General features: G+C 49.0%; 14 protein-coding genes and 1 pseudogene. 13 read left to right on the top strand and 2 right to left on the bottom strand.

The window, feature by feature from the left end:
- Positions 1-13: 13 nt before the first annotated feature.
- Entirely contained in the window at positions 14-2221 is a 2208-nt protein-coding gene (locus tag AC4BAP_RS12665) for a TonB-dependent receptor (RefSeq protein WP_490583026.1), read from the bottom strand.
- Positions 2222-2305: 84 nt separating this feature from the next.
- Complete coding sequence (locus AC4BAP_RS12660; protein WP_490583025.1) at positions 2306-2755, bottom strand: HYC_CC_PP family protein; 450 nt, start codon at positions 2753-2755, stop codon at positions 2306-2308.
- 327 nt (positions 2756-3082) lie between these two features.
- On the opposite strand from AC4BAP_RS12660, the gene mraZ reads away from it, so the two are divergent.
- From mraZ to ftsA, 13 genes and pseudogenes are all read left to right on the top strand, one after another.
- Positions 3083-3550: a division/cell wall cluster transcriptional repressor MraZ gene (gene mraZ, locus AC4BAP_RS12655; RefSeq protein ID WP_490583024.1), complete on the top strand. Its 468-nt coding sequence runs from the start codon at positions 3083-3085 to the stop codon at positions 3548-3550.
- Positions 3550-4452 carry a 16S rRNA (cytosine(1402)-N(4))-methyltransferase RsmH gene (gene rsmH / locus AC4BAP_RS12650; RefSeq protein ID WP_490583023.1) on the top strand — a complete coding sequence of 301 codons (903 nt, stop codon included), beginning with the start codon at positions 3550-3552 and terminating at the stop codon, positions 4450-4452. The genes mraZ and rsmH overlap by 1 nt, the downstream gene beginning before the upstream one ends.
- A 52-nt stretch (positions 4453-4504) precedes the next feature.
- A complete protein-coding gene (locus tag AC4BAP_RS12645) occupies positions 4505-4942 on the top strand; it encodes an FtsL-like putative cell division protein (protein ID WP_490583022.1) in 438 nt (145 codons plus the stop codon).
- A complete protein-coding gene (locus AC4BAP_RS12640) occupies positions 4932-7031 on the top strand; it encodes a penicillin-binding protein (RefSeq protein WP_490583021.1) in 2100 nt (699 codons plus the stop codon). Before AC4BAP_RS12645 ends, AC4BAP_RS12640 begins: the two co-directional genes overlap by 11 nt.
- Before the next feature lie 2 nt (positions 7032-7033).
- Positions 7034-8494: a UDP-N-acetylmuramoyl-L-alanyl-D-glutamate--2,6-diaminopimelate ligase gene (locus AC4BAP_RS12635; RefSeq protein WP_490583105.1), complete on the top strand. Its 1461-nt coding sequence runs from the start codon at positions 7034-7036 to the stop codon at positions 8492-8494.
- A 38-nt stretch (positions 8495-8532) separates the two neighbouring features.
- The gene (gene mraY, locus AC4BAP_RS12630) at positions 8533-9753 is read left to right on the top strand and encodes a phospho-N-acetylmuramoyl-pentapeptide-transferase (RefSeq protein ID WP_490583020.1); all 1221 of its coding nucleotides are present in this window, start codon (positions 8533-8535) and stop codon (positions 9751-9753) included.
- A gap of 40 nt (positions 9754-9793) precedes the next feature.
- Positions 9794-10147: pseudogene (locus AC4BAP_RS12625) on the top strand (four helix bundle protein).
- A 42-nt stretch (positions 10148-10189) separates the two neighbouring features.
- A complete protein-coding gene (gene murD / locus AC4BAP_RS12620; RefSeq protein WP_490583019.1) occupies positions 10190-11533 on the top strand; it encodes a UDP-N-acetylmuramoyl-L-alanine--D-glutamate ligase in 1344 nt (447 codons plus the stop codon).
- Between the two features lie 27 nt (positions 11534-11560).
- On the top strand, positions 11561-12730 hold the full coding sequence (locus AC4BAP_RS12615; protein WP_490583018.1) for an FtsW/RodA/SpoVE family cell cycle protein: 1170 nt from the start codon (positions 11561-11563) through the stop codon (positions 12728-12730).
- Positions 12723-13835, top strand: coding sequence for an undecaprenyldiphospho-muramoylpentapeptide beta-N-acetylglucosaminyltransferase (gene murG / locus AC4BAP_RS12610; RefSeq protein ID WP_490583017.1), 1113 nt, complete (start codon positions 12723-12725; stop codon positions 13833-13835). Before AC4BAP_RS12615 ends, murG begins: the two co-directional genes overlap by 8 nt.
- Positions 13832-15241, top strand: coding sequence for a UDP-N-acetylmuramate--L-alanine ligase (gene murC / locus AC4BAP_RS12605; RefSeq protein WP_490583016.1), 1410 nt, complete (start codon positions 13832-13834; stop codon positions 15239-15241). Before murG ends, murC begins: the two co-directional genes overlap by 4 nt.
- A 100-nt stretch (positions 15242-15341) precedes the next feature.
- Complete coding sequence (locus AC4BAP_RS12600; RefSeq protein ID WP_490583015.1) at positions 15342-15989, top strand: cell division protein FtsQ/DivIB; 648 nt, start codon at positions 15342-15344, stop codon at positions 15987-15989.
- A gap of 10 nt (positions 15990-15999) precedes the next feature.
- Positions 16000-17313 (top strand): cell division protein FtsA, encoded by a 1314-nt coding sequence (gene ftsA, locus AC4BAP_RS12595; RefSeq protein WP_490583014.1) that lies wholly within the window; start codon positions 16000-16002, stop codon positions 17311-17313.
- The last annotated feature ends 18 nt before the right edge of the window (positions 17314-17331 follow it).

The raw sequence follows: 17331 nt of genomic DNA, 5'->3' as shown, positions 1-17331 counted from the left end.
ATTTGATATGTGGTTAATCCATTTTAAAGCGCAGGCCGGCATAAATCACCCGTCCTGTTATTGGTCCCCAGACCATGCTTGCGTCAAAATTTGGGCCAAAAGGCTGCTCAGCCCCCACAACAGGGTTTGGCTGCCTGTAGTTCAGAAGGTTCTCACCGCCTAAGTATACTTCCCAGCGCTTAAAGGCCCTGCTAACCTGGGCATTAAAAGTATAAAACCTCTCGGATTCGTTCATGCCTGCCTGCTCTATCGGGGCAAGCGGCATCAGGCCAAAGTATTGTCCTGTAAGGTCGGCACGCCATTTATCGAATGGGGTGGCAAAGCCAAGGTTCACAAAGAAACGGTGCTGCGGGATCATGGGTTTCTGAATGAGCGTGCCTTGGTAAGTGGTCTTCACATCAAAGAACTTATAAGCCGCTTTCACATCAAGGCCCTTTAACACTTCATACTGCACCTCCGTCTGGAAGCTTTTGGAAAACGACCTGCCATCTAAGTTATAAAACTGGGCCTGTGCATGGTTAGAGTACATATCCAGCACTACCTGGTCCGTGAAAGTAGTGTAGTAGTAATCCGTCACAAAAGTGCCGGGTCTTCCGCCAAGCTCAAAGAAGTGGGTAAAAGATCCACCCAGGTTCCAGGCCTGTTCTGGCTTTAGGTCTTCTGTGGTTTTTATACTTCTGGAGCTTACAAGTATAGCAGAGTTTTCTGCAATTGGATTAGCTACTCTGAATCCTCTACCAGCCGCCACCCTGAAAATAGAATTCGGCGTTGCATCGAACTTAACGTTAAGCCTCGGGGTGAACACCGTGCCGAAAAGGTTATGAAAGTCTGCTCTGGAGCCGGCTACAACTGTTAGGTTCTTTGTGTTATTATAGATGTATTCCACGAATGCACCTGGAACTCGCTCAGTGCGGTTAAATGAACTGTCGGATAGTGCTTCAGAATAATTGTCGTAGTTGTAGCTAAGGCCGGCTTTGTAAGTATGGCCTGTATGTCCAAGTATAGATTGAAAAATTAGTCTGGCAGAGGCGCTGTTCTGCTCTCCGTCGTATTGGCGCAGTCCATAATTGGAATCGAATTTATGGTGCGCGGCAGAGGTGATCAGGCCAATGCTTTGGTAAGGCTTACCCGGGAAAGTATAGGATGACTTGTTGTAAGCCATGATCCTGTCTGTTTCAGAGTGTGTGCCGTAAAATGGCTGCTGCTCCTGCGGCAAGTCCTTGTTATACTTTAGTTGTCCGCCTGTCCTGGTTTCGCGCAGGGCATTAATCCCGAACTCTGACACCACATCTTTATGGCTATACTTCCATTTGTTAAACACATTATACTGTGTGCCCAGTGGCAGGTCCATAAAACCATCCTTGTTGCGGTCCACACGGTTGCCCAGGTGGTTCGAGTGCAGCATCAGGATGGTGCTCCATTTCTCGCCCACGGAGGTCGCCAGGTTTAGGTTGGCATCAAACTTTGCCAGGCTGTTGCCATACAGGTTAAAGTATAAACGCTCTGTTTTCTCCGGGTCCTTCAGTGCCACGTTCACCTGCCCCGATATCGACTCATAACCATTCAGCACGGAGCCAGTGCCCTTTATGATGTCAATGGACTCAATGAAAGTGCCGGAGAGGTAGTTAAGCCTGTAAGGAGTGGCCAGCCCACGCAGGGCAGGAATGTTATCCGTGGTCAGCAAAGTATAAGAACCGTCCAGCCCTAGCATCTGTATCTGCTTTGCCCCCGAAACAGCGTCTGTGGTAGAGACCTCCACAGAGGCATTGGTCTCGAAACTCTCCGCCAGGTTGCAGCAAGCCGATTTTTCAAGATCGCGGGTGGTGATCACCTGCGAGTTGGTGGGAGTAAGGGAGGAGTAACGCGCCTGCTGGCCTTCTACCACCACTTCCTGCAGTTTGCTGGTTGGTTCAAGCAGAATCGTTACCTGGGTTTTGCCGCCTACGTTAATGGTATCAGGCCTATACCCGATGTAGGTCACTATTATTTCAGGGGTCAATGCATCGGCAGTGGAAAGTGCAAAATTGCCCAGCACATCCGTAGAAGTGCCTTTGCTGGTACCTTTCCAGACCACATTGGCGCCAATTAACGGGAGGGTACTGTTGTTCTTGTCTGCCACTCTGCCACTTAGCTGCTGTGCGGTGGCTGGCACTAACGTGATAAAAAAAAGCGTAAGTATGGCCAATAGCATGCCAGATTGCCTTACAGAATTATTGTTCATTTAATGGTATGTCTGAGTAAAGTTAAAATACAAACAGGGGTGCGCATCTGCTGTGGCAGGCGCTGGTCTTGTACTTTATCAATGCTAGACAATAAGGGTATGCAGGCGATGCAGGAGTGTACGCCCGTAAACAGGGGGAGAACTGTCGGTGTAAGTATAAATGCGCTGCGTTGCGGCCTGGTTAACCACATGCACCGGCGCATAGGTTTTGAGCAGATTCGGGAAGTATGCAGGCAACTGCAGGTTAAATCCTTTCAGGGCCGCGACCGGCTCAAGCTTTTCGTACTCGATCGCTTCATCGCAGCAATCGTCCGCGTTTACTCCGGCTGCATCTTCGCCGGTGCAGCACTTCAGGGCCTCATCTGTCAGTGCTGATGTTTTAACCCCTGCCATGAGACAGAACTCCTGGCTAAAGGCAACACCAACCGAGCCAAGCAAAACGCTCAGCAACAGCAGGGTTAAGATACTATGGCGAAGTATACTTTTCACGTTGCAAATATACGTGATCTGCCCCACTTTCTTCCACTTTTTCAAAAATATGGTCTCGGTCCGCCACTTTGCCCCACTTTTCTGTGGATATGTGTGGAGAATAGAGAATTTACTATGTATTAACGCATAAAATATTGATAGTTAGTATTTTATGGTTTGCTGGGCTCGTATTTTAGCTAAAAAGGTAATGCGGCGCAAAAAAACTTATGCCCAATATATAGCGTTTTTAGTGTGGATAATGTGGATAAGTGGTGTGGATTACCATAATTTATCCACAAAGTGGTAAAAAGTGGTAGATTGTGGTTGTGGAGTTTGGTTGAATCGCTACATTTGTAATGTCCGAGAACTCTACGGACCAAACTGTTATTGTCTATGAACTTTCTCTCTGGCGAATATGAGTGCAAGATTGACCCGAAGGGAAGGTTGGTTTTACCTGCAAAGATAAAATCCAACCTGCCGGAGGCATCGGGCAACCATGTGGTGCTGATGAGAGGATTTGAACCTTGCCTGGTGCTTTATCCAAAGGCTGAGTGGAAGGTGATCTACGACAAGGTGGCAGGCCTGAATGAGTTTAACGAAGAGTACCGTCACTTTCAGCGAAATTTCTTCCGTGGCAACACGGAGATAGAGCTGGATGGCGCAGGCCGTTTTATCGTGCCCAAGACCATGGCGCGTTTTGCCGAGCTGGAGAAGGAGGCCATTGTAGTTGGGCTTGGTAACCGTGTGGAGATCTGGAACCCTGACAAGTATGAGGAGTTCCTGATAAAAGACCAGCAGAATTTCTCTGCATTGGCACAAAAGTTTTTGGGTGATAAACCGGCAGAAGAGCCTTTGATTTAATGGAATACCATCGTCCTGTATTGTTTCATGAGTCTGTGGATGCCCTGGCTATTAAGCCGGAAGGCACTTACGTGGACGTGACATTTGGCGGAGGCGGACACTCTGCACTGATTGCAAGCAAGCTTACAAGCGGTAAGCTTTACAGTTTTGACCAGGACCGCGATGCAGAGGAGCAGTCGAAGAAGATCGATAGCCCGGCCTTCCAGTTTGTGAGAGCCAACTTCAGGGACCTTAAAAAGTACCTGAGGCTATATGGCGTAAAGCAGGTGGACGGGATACTGGCAGATCTTGGGGTTTCGTCACATCAGTTCAATGTGCCGGAGCGTGGTTTTTCCACCAGGTTCGAGGGGCCGCTGGACATGCGCATGAACGCAGAGGCCGGCACTACGGCAAAAGAGATTCTGGAGACATACTCTGAGGAGCAATTGCACAGGATCTTCGGGATTTACGGTGAGGTGAAAAACGCCAGAACGCTTGCCCGGACGATAGTGGAGAAAAGAGCCAGAAAGCCTTTCGAAACGATAAATGACTTTAAGCAGGCGATAAGCTCCTGCACCCCAAAAGGGAAAGAGAACAAATACCTGGCGCAGGTTTTTCAGGCACTCCGGATAGAGGTGAACGATGAGATGAAGGCGCTGGAGGAAATGCTGGAGCAGGCAACTGAAGTACTCAGGCCCGGTGGTAGATTAGTAGTGATCTCTTACCACTCGCTGGAGGACAGGCTGGTAAAGAACTTTATTGCAAAAGGCAAATTTTTCGGGGAGGTTGAAAAGGACCTTTATGGGAACGAGATAAAGCCGCTTGATGCCGTTAACCGCAAGCCAATTGTTCCATCGGAGCAGGAACTGCTCGAAAACAGCCGCTCCAGAAGCGCCAAACTCAGAATTGCAGAGAAAAGATAATAAGATGATTAAATAAAAGGCTATTACATAGCTCCAAAATATTACAGTAACTATGGCTTCAAATGTTCTGATCAAACAATCCAACCCGCCGAAGACCAACTCGGTGCGCATGAAGCCAGAGGTAAAGCAACCCAAAAAGCCCAAGGGAAAGCGCAAGGGTTTCAGTATTTTCACTCTCCTTGATAAATACACAAACGTGGACGCCCTGTTTGAAGAGGGGCTTCCGCTTAAGTATCTCCCATACATACTTTATACTACCCTTATTACGCTTTTCTACATTGGCAACACCCATTTTGCGGAGAAAACCATCCGCCGGATAGATAAAGTTAAAGTAGAAACAGAAGACCTGCGCGCAGATTATACTACGCTCAAGTCGGATTACATGGAGGCCAGCAAGCAGTCTGAGGTTGCACGCAACGTGGAGCCGCTTGGCCTTGTAGAAAGTTCATCGCCACCTTATCAAGTGATCGTTCCTGCCGATGAATATTAAGAAATCCATCGTCATAAGGGTACGGGTAGTCTTCCTGATTATCTGTTTGTGCGCCTGTGCCATTGTGTACAAGGTGGTGCGCATACAGTTTGTGGAAGGAGACCGCTGGAAAAAGATCTCGAAGGAACGTCGTATCCGTTACCAACCGGTGTTTGCCACCAGGGGTAATATTTACTCAGATAACGGAAGTATACTTGCCACCTCGCTTCCCTTTTACAGGGTGGCCTTTGACCCAACCGTGGCCGATGCCGAAATTTTCAATGCAGGCATAGACTCCCTGTCTATGCTTTTGGCGCGTTTCTACAAAGACAGGTCAGAGGATTATTACCGCCGCAAGATTAAGAATGCCCGCCACGACGGCAGAAGATACCTGCGCCTGAACAGCCGGCAGATCAACTACCAGGACAAGAAGATGATGGCGCAGTGGCCAATCTTCAGAGCTGGTAAGAACAAGGGTGGGGTAATATTTGAGAAAGTAGAGAAACGCTTCAAACCATTCGGGATCCTGGCAGAGCGTACCATTGGTTTCATAAACGAAGATAAGAACGGTGCCGGACTCGAGTTCAGCTTTAACGAGCACCTGGCCGGTACCGACGGAGAGGCCTTATTTGAGCGAATCGCAGGCGGCAACAAGCCGATCTATGATGGCACTGAAGTAAAGCCGCAGCATGGTTACGACATCAAAACCACCATCGACATTAACCTGCAGGACGTGGCGGAGAATGCGCTGTATAAAGCGCTGGAAAGAACCAATGCCGAGTATGGTTGCGTGATCATGATGGAGGTGAAGACCGGTGAGATCAAAGCCATTGCCAACCTGGGCAAGACCAAGGGTGGTTACATCGAGGATTATAACTATGCGGTTGGAAACCAGGGACGCACCGAGCCGGGTTCTACCTTTAAGCTTGCCTCGATGATGGCCCTGTTTGAGTTTGCGCCGGATGTAAAGCTAAACGACTCGATAGACACGGGTGATGGCCGTTACCGCATCAAGAACACGATCATGACCGATGCGAAGAACGGTGGTTATGGTGTGTTGTCGGTAAAAGAGATTTTTGAGAAGTCTTCGAATATTGGCGTTGCCAAACTGATGGAGCAGCACTTCAGCGCTAACCCGCAGGCTTATGTGGATTACCTGAACAAGTTTGGCCTGAACAGCACGCTTGGCTTTCAGATGGATGGCGAGGCAAGGCCGTTTATGAAGAACCCACAAGACAGAACCTGGTACGGTACCACGCTTACCTCCATGGCCATCGGCTATGAGATGAAACTGTCGCCGCTGCAGACACTGGCTTTCTACAATGCGGTGGCAAACAATGGCGTAAAGATCCAGCCGATCATCGTGAAGGAGATCAGCAAGACCAATACCGTGATCCAGTCTTACAAAACGCGTGTGCTGAATGAGAAGATCTGCTCAGACGAGACACTGAAGAAGCTGCGTGCCATGCTGGAGGGCGTTGTAGAGAACGGTACAGCTAAAAACATCCATAGCAAGGACTATAAAGTGGCAGGCAAGACCGGCACAGCCAGAAAGGTGAAGGATGGCCGCTATGTAATGGAGTACTCCACATCATTTGCAGGTTACTTCCCGGCCGATAAGCCAAAGTATAGCTGCATCGTGATCATAGACAGCCCGAAAGGGGTGAACGTGTATGGCGGCGACGTGGCTGCGCCGGTATTTAAGGAGCTGGCTGACAAAGCCTACGCCCGAGACCTTGCCATGCATAAGCCGTTGCGTGCCCGCATGGTGCCAAACAAAGACAGTATGCCAGGGGTAGAGGCGGGCAGCCTGGAAGACCTGACTTACATATGCAATAAGATCGGCGTCAGCCACCACCCTAACCTGACAGACGAGGAGTGGGTGAAGGTAGAGCCTAAAATGCGCTCCCTGGACTTTAATCCAACACCTGTTCTGGCCAACAAGGTGCCGGATGTGGTGGGGATGACCTTACGCGATGCCCTGTTTATACTTGGTAACCAGCACCTGGACGTAAAAGTGCAGGGAGTTGGCAAACGGGTAAAACAACAGTCGCTGGAGCCGGGCACTGGCATTACCAAGAAAATGAAAATTACAATTGTACTGAGCTAATGATATTGCTGCAGAACATATTAAAAGACATTAAACCCCTGCAAATACAAGGGGCAACCGATATAGCGATCGAGGCTATCACGTTCGACTCACGGCAGGTGCGCGAAGGGGTAGCCTTTGTGGCCGTGCGCGGGGTGCAGACCGATGGACATGCATTTATCCAGAAGGCCGAGGAAGCCGGGGCTGCAGCCATCATATGCGAAGAATTGCCCACCGAGCCAAAGGAAAGTATAACCTATGTGCAGGTAGAGGACTCTGGCGATGCGCTGGGTAAAATGGCCGCCGCTTTTTACGACTATCCGTCTAAAAAACTGAAACTGGTAGGCGTAACAGGTACAAACGGCAAAACAAGCACAGTTACGCTGCTGCACAAGCTTTTCAGAGAACTGGGCTACCATGTGGGCATGCTGTCTACGGTGCAAAACCAGATAGACGAAACGGTGATCCCATCAACGCACACTACCCCGGATGCTGTGAAGCTGAACGAGTTACTCGCACAAATGGTGAAAGCCGGATGCGCGTTTTGCTTTATGGAGGTTAGTTCGCATGCCATGGTGCAGAAGCGCGTGGCAGGGCTACAGTTTGCTGGAGGTGTCTTCACAAACATCACCCACGACCATTTAGACTACCACCATACTTTCGACGAGTATATCAAGGCAAAAAAATCTTTCTTTGACATACTGCCGAAAGGCGCCTTTGCATTGGTGAACACTGATGACAAGCGTGGACCTGTGATGGTGCAGAACACAAAGGCCGAAGTGCATGAATTCTCATTGCGCAAAGCTACAGAGTTTAAGGCGCGCATCATTGATAACACCATACAAGGCCTGCACATGGAAGTGGACGGGCATGAGATCTGGTGCAAACTGATTGGTGCTTTCAACGCTTACAACTTCCTGGGGGTGTATGCCGCCGCAGTATTGCTTGGTGAAGATCCGGTGGAAGTGCTTACGGTGCTTTCGAGCCTGAACACGGCCGCAGGGCGTTTCGACTACATCGTTTCGGACGCTCATATTACCGGTATCGTGGATTATGCCCATACTCCGGATGCACTGGAGAATGTGCTGAATACCATACAGCAGATTCGCACGCCATTGCAGAAAGTGATAACAGTGGTAGGCTGTGGCGGTAACCGTGATGCGTCGAAAAGGCCATTGATGGCAGACATTGCCTGCCGCCTGAGCGATAAAGTTATACTTACTTCTGATAACCCAAGGTTCGAGGAGCCGCAGGCCATACTTGAGGACATGCAGAAGGGCGTTAAGCCGCTCGATTTTAAGAAAACATTGTCGGTGTTGGACAGGAGAGAGGCCATTAAAACGGCCTGTATGCTGGCCGAGCCGAACGACATTATACTTGTGGCCGGCAAAGGACACGAAACCTACCAGGAGATCAAAGGCGTGAAAACTGACTTTGACGATAAGCAGGTGTTGCGCGAGATGTTTCAGCAGCTAGGTAAATAAAAACTATAAAAGCTAAAGGTAAACGAAGTAAACGTTAAATGTTATATCACCTTTTTACATACCTCGACCGCGAGTTTGACTTCATTGGAGCAGGTGTATTCCAGTACATCTCCTTCAGGGCAGGTATGGCTACCCTTGTGTCGCTGCTGATAGCGATGATCTTTGGCGGAAGACTGATAAAAGTGCTGCAGCGCAAGCAGGTGGGCGAAAGCATCCGCGACCTTGGGCTTGAAGGACAATTGGAGAAGAAAGGTACCCCAACCATGGGCGGCCTGATCATCATACTTGCCATACTAGTGCCAACACTGCTTTTTGCGAGGCTCGACAATATCTACATCATCCTGATGCTGGTGTCTACGGTTTGGTTGGGCTTGATAGGCTTTCTGGATGATTATATCAAGGTATTCAGAAAGAACAAGGAAGGTCTGGCTGGCCGTTTCAAGATACTGGGTCAGATTGGTTTGGGTCTGATCGTGGGCCTTACGCTATACTTCAACGATGATGTGGTGGTGCGCCAGTACATTTTCTCGGATGGCAGTACCTCCGCTGTGAACGCATCCAGGTATTATACCGACGTGCACAGCATGATCACCACCATCCCGTTCCGCAAAAACAACGAGCTGGACTACTGCAACCTGTTTGCCTTTGCCGGCCCTTTGTTCCAGGACTGGTCGTGCTACCTGTATATTCCGTTTGTGATCCTGGTGATCACTGCTGTATCCAATGGCGCCAACATCACCGACGGCATTGACGGCCTGGCGGCTGGTACTTCGGCCATTATTGGCGTAACGCTGGCGATCTTTGCCTGGGTTTCCGGTAACACCATCTTCGCCGACTACCTGGATATCATGTTTATCCCGAACTCTGGTGAGCTTACGATTTTCTGTCTGGCCTTTGTGGGGGCGTGCGTTGGCTTCTTGTGGTATAACACGTACCCGGCGCAGGTGTTCATGGGCGATACGGGCAGCCTTGCTATTGGCGGTATCATTGCGGTACTGTCACTGATTGTTAGAAAAGAACTTTTGATCCCGATCCTGTGCGGCATCTTCCTGGTGGAGAACCTGTCGGTAATGCTGCAGGTGAGTTACTTTAAGTATACCAAGAAGAAGTATGGCGAAGGCCGTCGCATCTTTAAGATGTCGCCGCTGCACCACCACTACCAGAAACTGGGCTATCACGAATCCAAGATCGTCGGCCGCTTCTGGATCGTGGGCATCATGCTGGCCATCCTGACGCTGGCAACGCTTAAACTTCGTTAATGACGTTAATCGTTATTCGTTGATCGGAAAAAGGTTTTATATGGACTATAAAAACTTGGATGTTTGGAAGAGGTGCAGAAAGCTAACGGGTAATATTTACGAGGTTTCAAAGGGTTTTCCAAAAGAGGAAGCATTTGGATTGACAATACAAGTAAGAAGGGCTGCCGTTTCGGTAGTGTCGAATATAGCATAAGGCTGTGGAAGACAGCATGCGAAAGATGCGATTCAGATTTTTTACATAGCGCGTGGTTCTTTGTATGAACTCGAAACGCAACTGTATGTAGCTCTGGATCAAAAGTATATCATTGAGACAGCTTTTGAACCGTTAATGTCCGAAGTAATAAGCTGTAAACAGATGTTAAATGGCCTGATAAAGTATTTTAAAGGGCTTTAGCAAACATCGGACAACGAAAAACGAACAACGATCAACGACAAAATGAAAGTAGCTATACTAGGAGCCGGGGAAAGTGGAGTAGGGGCAGCGTTGCTGGCCCAGGCGAAGGGGCTTGATGTGTTTGTCTCGGACATGGGGCAGATAAAGGAGCAGTATAAGGCAAAACTGGCAACAGCTGCTATTCCATTTGAAGAAGGTACACATACTTTTGAAAACATACTGAACGCTGATGAAATCATTAAAAGTCCTGGCATTCCTAATAAAGCTCCAATTATACAAGCAGCCACCGAGAAAGGAATTCCGGTCATCTCAGAGATAGAGTTTGCCGGAAGGTACACGGATGCAAAGTTTATCTGCATTACAGGCACAAATGGTAAAACCACCACAACGCTGCTTACTTATCACCTGCTGAAAAGTGCGGGTTTAAATGTAGGGTTGGCAGGTAATATCGGGGAGAGCCTTGCCGAGAAGGTGATCGACGATAAGCATGATTACTACGTGGTGGAGCTGAGCAGTTTCCAGTTGGACAACATGTATGGCTTCAAGGCGCATATCGGGGTTCTTACCAACATTACACCCGACCACCTGGACCGCTACGAGTATAGCATGGACAAGTATGCAGCCTCAAAGCTGCGCATCGTCCAGAACATGACCGGCAGCGACTACTTCGTTTTCAATGCTGATGATGAGAACATTGCAAAGGCGTTTAATGCAGCAAGATTCCAGGGAACCGCAGTGCCTTTCAGCTTAAAGCATGAAAGCGGCGCAAAAGTATACTTCGAAGGCCAAAGTATAAAACTGGAGTTGACAGGCCAAACAGGTAGCATTAACACCTCAAAATCAGGTTTGATCGGCAAGCATAACCAGTACAACACCATGGCGGCTGTAACGGTGGCGAAGCTGTTGGGTGTTGCTGACGATGAAATTTCGAAAGCGCTGGAGACATTTGAGAACGCTGACCACCGTTTGCAGCAGGTAGGAGTTGCCAAAGAAGTAACCTACATCAACGATTCCAAAGCCACCAACGTGGAGGCTGTGTGGTATGCGCTGGAAGGTATAAAACAGCCCATTGTCTGGATAGCAGGCGGTGTGGATAAAGGCAACGACTACAGCACGCTGGTAGACCTCGCACGTGAGAAGGTAAAAGTGCTGGTTTGCCTGGGCAAGGACAATGAGAAACTAAAACAGGCTTTTGGCAGAGTGGTGCCAATTATTGCAGAAACCACCTCCATGGAGTACGCCGTGCGCCTGAGCCGTTCATTGGCCACGCCTGGAGATGTAGTCCTTTTGTCGCCGGCATGCGCCAGCTTCGACCTGTTCAATAATTACGAGCACCGCGGCCAGCGATTTAAAGAGGCCGTTGAAAAGATAGTTTTAAAGAAATAAAAACATAACCGATTTAGCCAAAGGTTTATGATAAAACAGTGGTTACAGAAAAACCTGAAGGGAGACCCTGTATTGTGGGGAATCGTCCTGATGTTCTCGCTGATAAGCGTGGCTGTGGTATATTCTGCCACTGGTACGCTTGCGTATAAATCGCATGAAGGCAACACAGAGTATTTCCTTCTGAAGCACTCTTCTCTGATACTAGTAGGGCTAGCCTTTATGTGGCTGGCGCACAAGATCAATTACCGCTATTATTCCAGGCTCTCTTTGTTTGCCCTGATTCTGTCAGTGCCCCTGTTGCTGTTCACATTCTTCTGGGGCTCAAACATTAACGAGGCCTCACGCTGGATCACAATTCCGGTTATTAATCAAACGTTCCAGCCCTCTGACTTAGCCAAGCTTGCCCTGATCTCCTACCTGGCTAGTATGCTGGCAAAAGTACAGTTGGAGCTAAAAGACTGGAAAAAAACACTTGTGCCAATGATGCTCTGGACAGCCGGCATCTGCGGTTGTATAGCGCTTACAAACACTTCTACAGCTGTTTTGCTGTTTGCTACCTGCATGTTACTGATGTTTATCGGCCGCGTTCCAATAAAATATTTAGGCTCTACCTTCCTGATCGTGCTTGTATTCGGAGGGCTTATGCTGGCAGTTGGTCAGCGTCTGGATACAGCCATCAGCCGTGTAGAGGATTTCCTGGACCCTAACGAGACCGCCTTCCAGTTGGAGCAGTCTTACATAGCCATTGCTACGGGCGGTGTTGTGGGCAAGGGCCCGGGCAACAGCGACCAGCGCGATATTCTTCCGCACCCATATTCCGACTTCATCTTCGCTATTATTCTGGAAGAGTATGGCCTGTTGGGTGGGGTTGTGGTACTCTTTTTATACCTGGCACTGCTCTATCGGGGGCTGGTCACGGTGGCAAACAGTACCGGGGCCTTTGGCGGCCTGCTGTCAGCTGGCCTGAGTTTTAGCCTTGTAATCCAGGGCATGATAAACATGGGTGTAGCCGTTGGATTAGGCCCGATTACTGGTCTTCCGCTTCCTTTGCTAAGTATGGGTGGTACCTCCCTGATCTTTACCGGAATATCGCTTGGGATCATACTTAGCGTAAGCCGCACCGACAGGGAAGTGCATAGTGAAGTGGCGGCTGCAGCCAACAATGTGTTACCCTCAAATACGGTTGTAAATGGCTAAGCAGCACAAACCATATCGTGTGATCATCAGTGGTGGCGGTACCGGCGGGCATATCTATCCTGCCGTGGCGATTGCCAACCAAATAAAGGCGGTAAACCCGGAGGCTGAGATCCTGTTTGTGGGTGCTAAGGGCCGTATGGAGATGACGAAGGTGCCAGAGGCGGGATACAAGATCGTGGGGCTTTGGATCAGCGGGATACAGCGCAGGCTAACACTGGATAACCTGTCGTTTCCGCTAAAGGTGCTGTCAAGTATAAAAGCATCGCACAAGATCATAAAAGATTTTAAGCCTGATGCCGTGGTAGGGGTGGGCGGCTATGCCAGCGGACCACTTTTATATGCGGCAACAGCCAGAAACATACCGGCCCTGATACAGGAACAAAATTCTTATGCCGGCATCACCAATAAATTGCTGGCAAAACGGGTTAGTAAAGTATGTGTGGCTTACCCGAACATGGAGGCCTTCTTCCCGGCAGAAAAGCTGGTGCTGACTGGCAACCCTGTCCGAAGCGATATCCTGGACAGCAACTCGAAGCGTAATGAGGCTTTGTTGCACTTTGGCTTGAACCCTGACAGGAAAACCATACTTGTGATTGGAGGCAGTCTGGGTGCCAGAACCATTAACCAAAGTATAGCCGCAGGCCTGGAGCAAATTGTGCAGGCCGGTTACCAGTTGATCTGGCAAACAGGAAAGGCGTTTTATCCGCAGGCACAGGAACTGGAGCAAAAGTATGGTGCAAAAGGTATAAAACCCTTTGAGTTCATAAAGCGCATGGACCTGGCCTATGCCGCTGCAGATGTGGTGGTTTCCAGGGCGGGGGCTTTGTCAATATCAGAGCTTTGCCTGGTTGGCAAGCCGGCCATACTAGTGCCTTCGCCAAATGTGGCCGAAGACCATCAGACCAAAAATGCCATGGCACTTGTGCAGCAGCACGCTGCCATACTTGTGCGGGACCAGGAGGCAAGCGCCAGGCTGGTGCCAGCTGCCCTGGAGTTAGCACAGGATGAAGAGGAGCAGAAGCGCCTGAGCCACAACATACTCAAAATGGGCAAGCCGAATGCGGCTGCCGACATTGTAAACGAACTAATAAAACTGATCAAGTGAAACTGGAGCAGTATAACTATATCTACTTTTTAGGCATCGGAGGTATTGGCATGAGTGCCATTGCCCGCTGGTTCCATGCAAAAGGCTACCCGGTGTGGGGCTACGACAAAACCCGTACGCCACTAACCGAGGCATTGGAGCAGGAGGGAATCCGGGTGCACTATGAAGACGATGTAATGCTGCTGCCTCAGGAGATACTTGAAAATAAAGAGCAGACGCTGGTAGTATTAACACCTGCCATACCTGCCGAGCACAGTGAGTGGGCATACCTGAAGGAAAATGGCTATGCTATAAAAAAGCGATCGGAGGTACTGGGGATAATCACCTCAGATGCCCATACTATTGCAGTGGCTGGCACACACGGTAAAACCACCACATCCTCGATTGTTGCGCACCTGTTGCATCATGCAGGAGTTGATTGCTCTGCCTTTTTGGGGGGTATCTCCACTAACCTGAACTCTAACCTGTTGATAAGCAAAGGCGATGCAAAAGTGGAGACAGTTGTAGTTGAGGCCGATGAGTATGACCGTTCCTTCCTGACGCTTTACCCAAGGGTTGCGATCGTAACCTCTGCCGATGCGGATCACCTGGATATTTACGGCGATAAAGATGAACTGACCCGTACGTTCCAGAAATTCATAGGGCAGGTAAAGCCGGGAGGCTACCTCTTTATACATCAGGCTACCGATCCAGGCTTGACAGACCTGGCACATGAAGAAGTGAGGGTAGTAAAGTATGGCCTGAACGAAGGCGAAGCGCATGTGCAGAACCTGAACATCAACGGGCGTTGGTTCGAATTTGATGTGACAAGCCCTTTTGGCAATATAGCCGGGTTGCGCTTAGGCCTGCCGGGTTTCCATAATGTTGAGAACACGCTGGCTGCCATCTTAACCGCACAGGTTAACGGCCTGGACGGGGAAAGTATAAAGGCAGGCGTTGAGAGTTTTGCCGGCGTTAAAAGGCGCTTTGAGTTTGTGTTTGAAGGCAACGGAAAAGTATACATTGATGACTACGCGCACCATCCAAGAGAGATAGAGGCCTTTATGTCGTCGTTGCGTGCACTTTACCCAAACAAGCGCATAAAAGTACTATTTCAGCCGCACCTGTATAGCCGCACCCGCGACTTTGCAGACGAGTTTGCGGAGAGCCTGAGCGCGGCCGATGAGTTGGTGTTGCTGGATATCTATCCGGCCCGCGAAAAACCGATACCAGGCGTAAGCTCAGAGATGATTCTGGAGAAGGTGAGCTGTGAGAAAAAACAAATATTGCCGAAAGAAAATATAATTGAAAATCTGCTTAAAAACAGCGATTATGACGTTCTGGCCACTGTTGGGGCCGGTGACATCGACACGCTGGTAAAGCCTATCAGAAATTTTTTAGAAAAAGAACGTCATGGGCTTGAATAGTAAAATAAAATCTTTAATTTTTGCAGGTTGTAGCATCGTCACCATCGGGGCACTTGCAGGTTTCGCCAATTCTAAGCAGAATGAAAAAATCTGTAAAAAAGTGACAATAAATGTTGATAATGAGTACAACAATTACTTTATTGGGGATAAGGAAGTAAGAGGGTTGCTGACCCGCGAAGGAGAACGAAGATTAGAGGGGCTTCCGAACCACGATATCGACCTGAAAAACCTGGAAAAGCGCATTGAGGCAAACAAGTTTGTGAAAGATGCGGAGGTGTTCCGGGGCTTGGATGGAAATGTGCATGTTAATGTAAAACAGAATAGGCCTATTGCGAGAATTATACGACCAGACCAGGATGTCTACATAGATGAGGAGGGCAACATCCTTCCGCTTTCAGACAGATACACAGCTCGTGTAATCCCCATTACCAGATCGGCTTTAACACGGTCCCTGGACAGGGAGTTTTTCCAAGACTCCACCGGACAGGCTTATATTTCTTTACTGCAGTTTATCGAGAATGATAAATTCTGGAAGGCGCAGATTGCCCAGATGCACATAGATGGCAAAGGCAAGGTTTCTTTGCTGCCACAGGTTGGAGACCATACCATAGAGTTTGGAAAGCCAACCGACGCAGTGGTGAAGTTTAAGAAACTAATGATCTTTTATAAAGAGGTGCTGCCAGTAGTAGGGTGGGACAAGTATAAAAGAGTGAATGTAGAGTACGAAGATCAGATTATTTGCGAATAAATATACAGATATGCAGAACGACAAAATAGTAGTAGGCTTGGACATTGGCACAACCAAAGTTTGCGCACTTGTTGGTCGGAAGAATGAATTTGGGAAGCTGGAGATACTGGGCATGGGCAAGGCTGTGTCGGAGGGTGTGGTACGTGGCATGGTCAGCAACATCGACAAAACCGTTGAGGCTATCAAAAAAGCGATCCGGCAGGCCGAGGAACAGTCAGGCATTAACATTGGCGTCGTGAATGTGGGGATTGCCGGTCAGCATATCAAGAGTTTACAGCACAATGGCAGCATCACGCGCCAGGTAACTGACCACGAGATCACAATAGACGATGTGAACCGCCTTACCAACGACATGTATCGCCTGGTTACGCCTCCCGGCAGTGAGATCATCCATGTAATGCCACAGGAGTATAAAGTGGATTACGAGGAAGGCATCACAGACCCGGTTGGTATGTCTGGTGTGCGTCTGGAGGGTAACTTCCACATCATCACAGCGCAGTCAAATGCCATTAACAACATCAACAAATGTGTGACCCGTGCCGGCCTCGCAGTTGAGCATCTTATACTTGAGCCATTGGCATCTTGCATGTCGGTGCTGAGTGATGAGGAGAAAGAAGCCGGTGTGGTTTTAGTGGATATCGGCGGTGGAACCACCGACCTTGCCATCTTTAAAGACAACATTATCCGCCATACGGCTGTGCTTCCGTTTGGAGGAAACATCATAACTTCCGATATTAAGCAGGGATGCATGGTGATGCAAAACCAGGCAGAGCAGCTGAAAGTGAAGTTTGGTAAAGCAATTGCCGACGAAGCGTCTGAGAATGAGATCGTTTCGATACCTGGCCTGCGCGACAGGACTCCGAAGGAGATATCCATTAAGAACCTGGCTTACATTATTGAGGCCAGAATGGAAGAGATCGTGGAGCTTATTTACGCGGAGATCATGCGTTCCGGGTATGGCAACAGCCTGGCTGCCGGAATCGTGATCACGGGCGGTGGCTCGCAGTTGCAGAACCTGGTACAGCTTGTAGAATACATTACAGGCATGGACACACGCATTGGCTACCCTAACGAGCATCTGGGGAAATCAAAGATTGATGCCGTGAAGAGCCCGATGTATGCAACAAGTGTTGGTTTAGTGCTTGCCGGCTATCAGTCTATTGACCAGATGGCGGCCGGGTACACCGAAACACAGGAACAAACAGAGTATAAGAAGCCGGTACAGCAGAAGCCAGCCAAAGAAAAAGAAAGCAATGGCGGCCTGTTCCAGATGATCAAAGGCTTCTTGTCGGATGACATAGACAACAACAAACAAAGTTATTAACCCATAATTTAGAGCAGG

The organism is Pontibacter sp. GD7 (assembly GCF_058216375.1).
Note: the sequence above shows the minus strand (reverse complement) of the source record. Positions and strands in the feature narration are given on the sequence as shown.

Coding starts and splice junctions, on each gene's coding strand:
- rsmH (WP_490583023.1), top strand. CDS start 3,550: ATGGAATACCATCGTCCTGTATTGTTTCATGAGTCTGTGGATGCCCTG.
- mraY (WP_490583020.1), top strand. CDS start 8,533: ATGTTATATCACCTTTTTACATACCTCGACCGCGAGTTTGACTTCATT.
- murD (WP_490583019.1), top strand. CDS start 10,190: ATGAAAGTAGCTATACTAGGAGCCGGGGAAAGTGGAGTAGGGGCAGCG.
- murG (WP_490583017.1), top strand. CDS start 12,723: ATGGCTAAGCAGCACAAACCATATCGTGTGATCATCAGTGGTGGCGGT.
- AC4BAP_RS12665 (WP_490583026.1), bottom strand. CDS start 2,221: ATGAACAATAATTCTGTAAGGCAATCTGGCATGCTATTGGCCATACTT.
- AC4BAP_RS12640 (WP_490583021.1), top strand. CDS start 4,932: ATGAATATTAAGAAATCCATCGTCATAAGGGTACGGGTAGTCTTCCTG.
- AC4BAP_RS12615 (WP_490583018.1), top strand. CDS start 11,561: ATGATAAAACAGTGGTTACAGAAAAACCTGAAGGGAGACCCTGTATTG.
- mraZ (WP_490583024.1), top strand. CDS start 3,083: ATGAACTTTCTCTCTGGCGAATATGAGTGCAAGATTGACCCGAAGGGA.
- AC4BAP_RS12645 (WP_490583022.1), top strand. CDS start 4,505: ATGGCTTCAAATGTTCTGATCAAACAATCCAACCCGCCGAAGACCAAC.
- ftsA (WP_490583014.1), top strand. CDS start 16,000: ATGCAGAACGACAAAATAGTAGTAGGCTTGGACATTGGCACAACCAAA.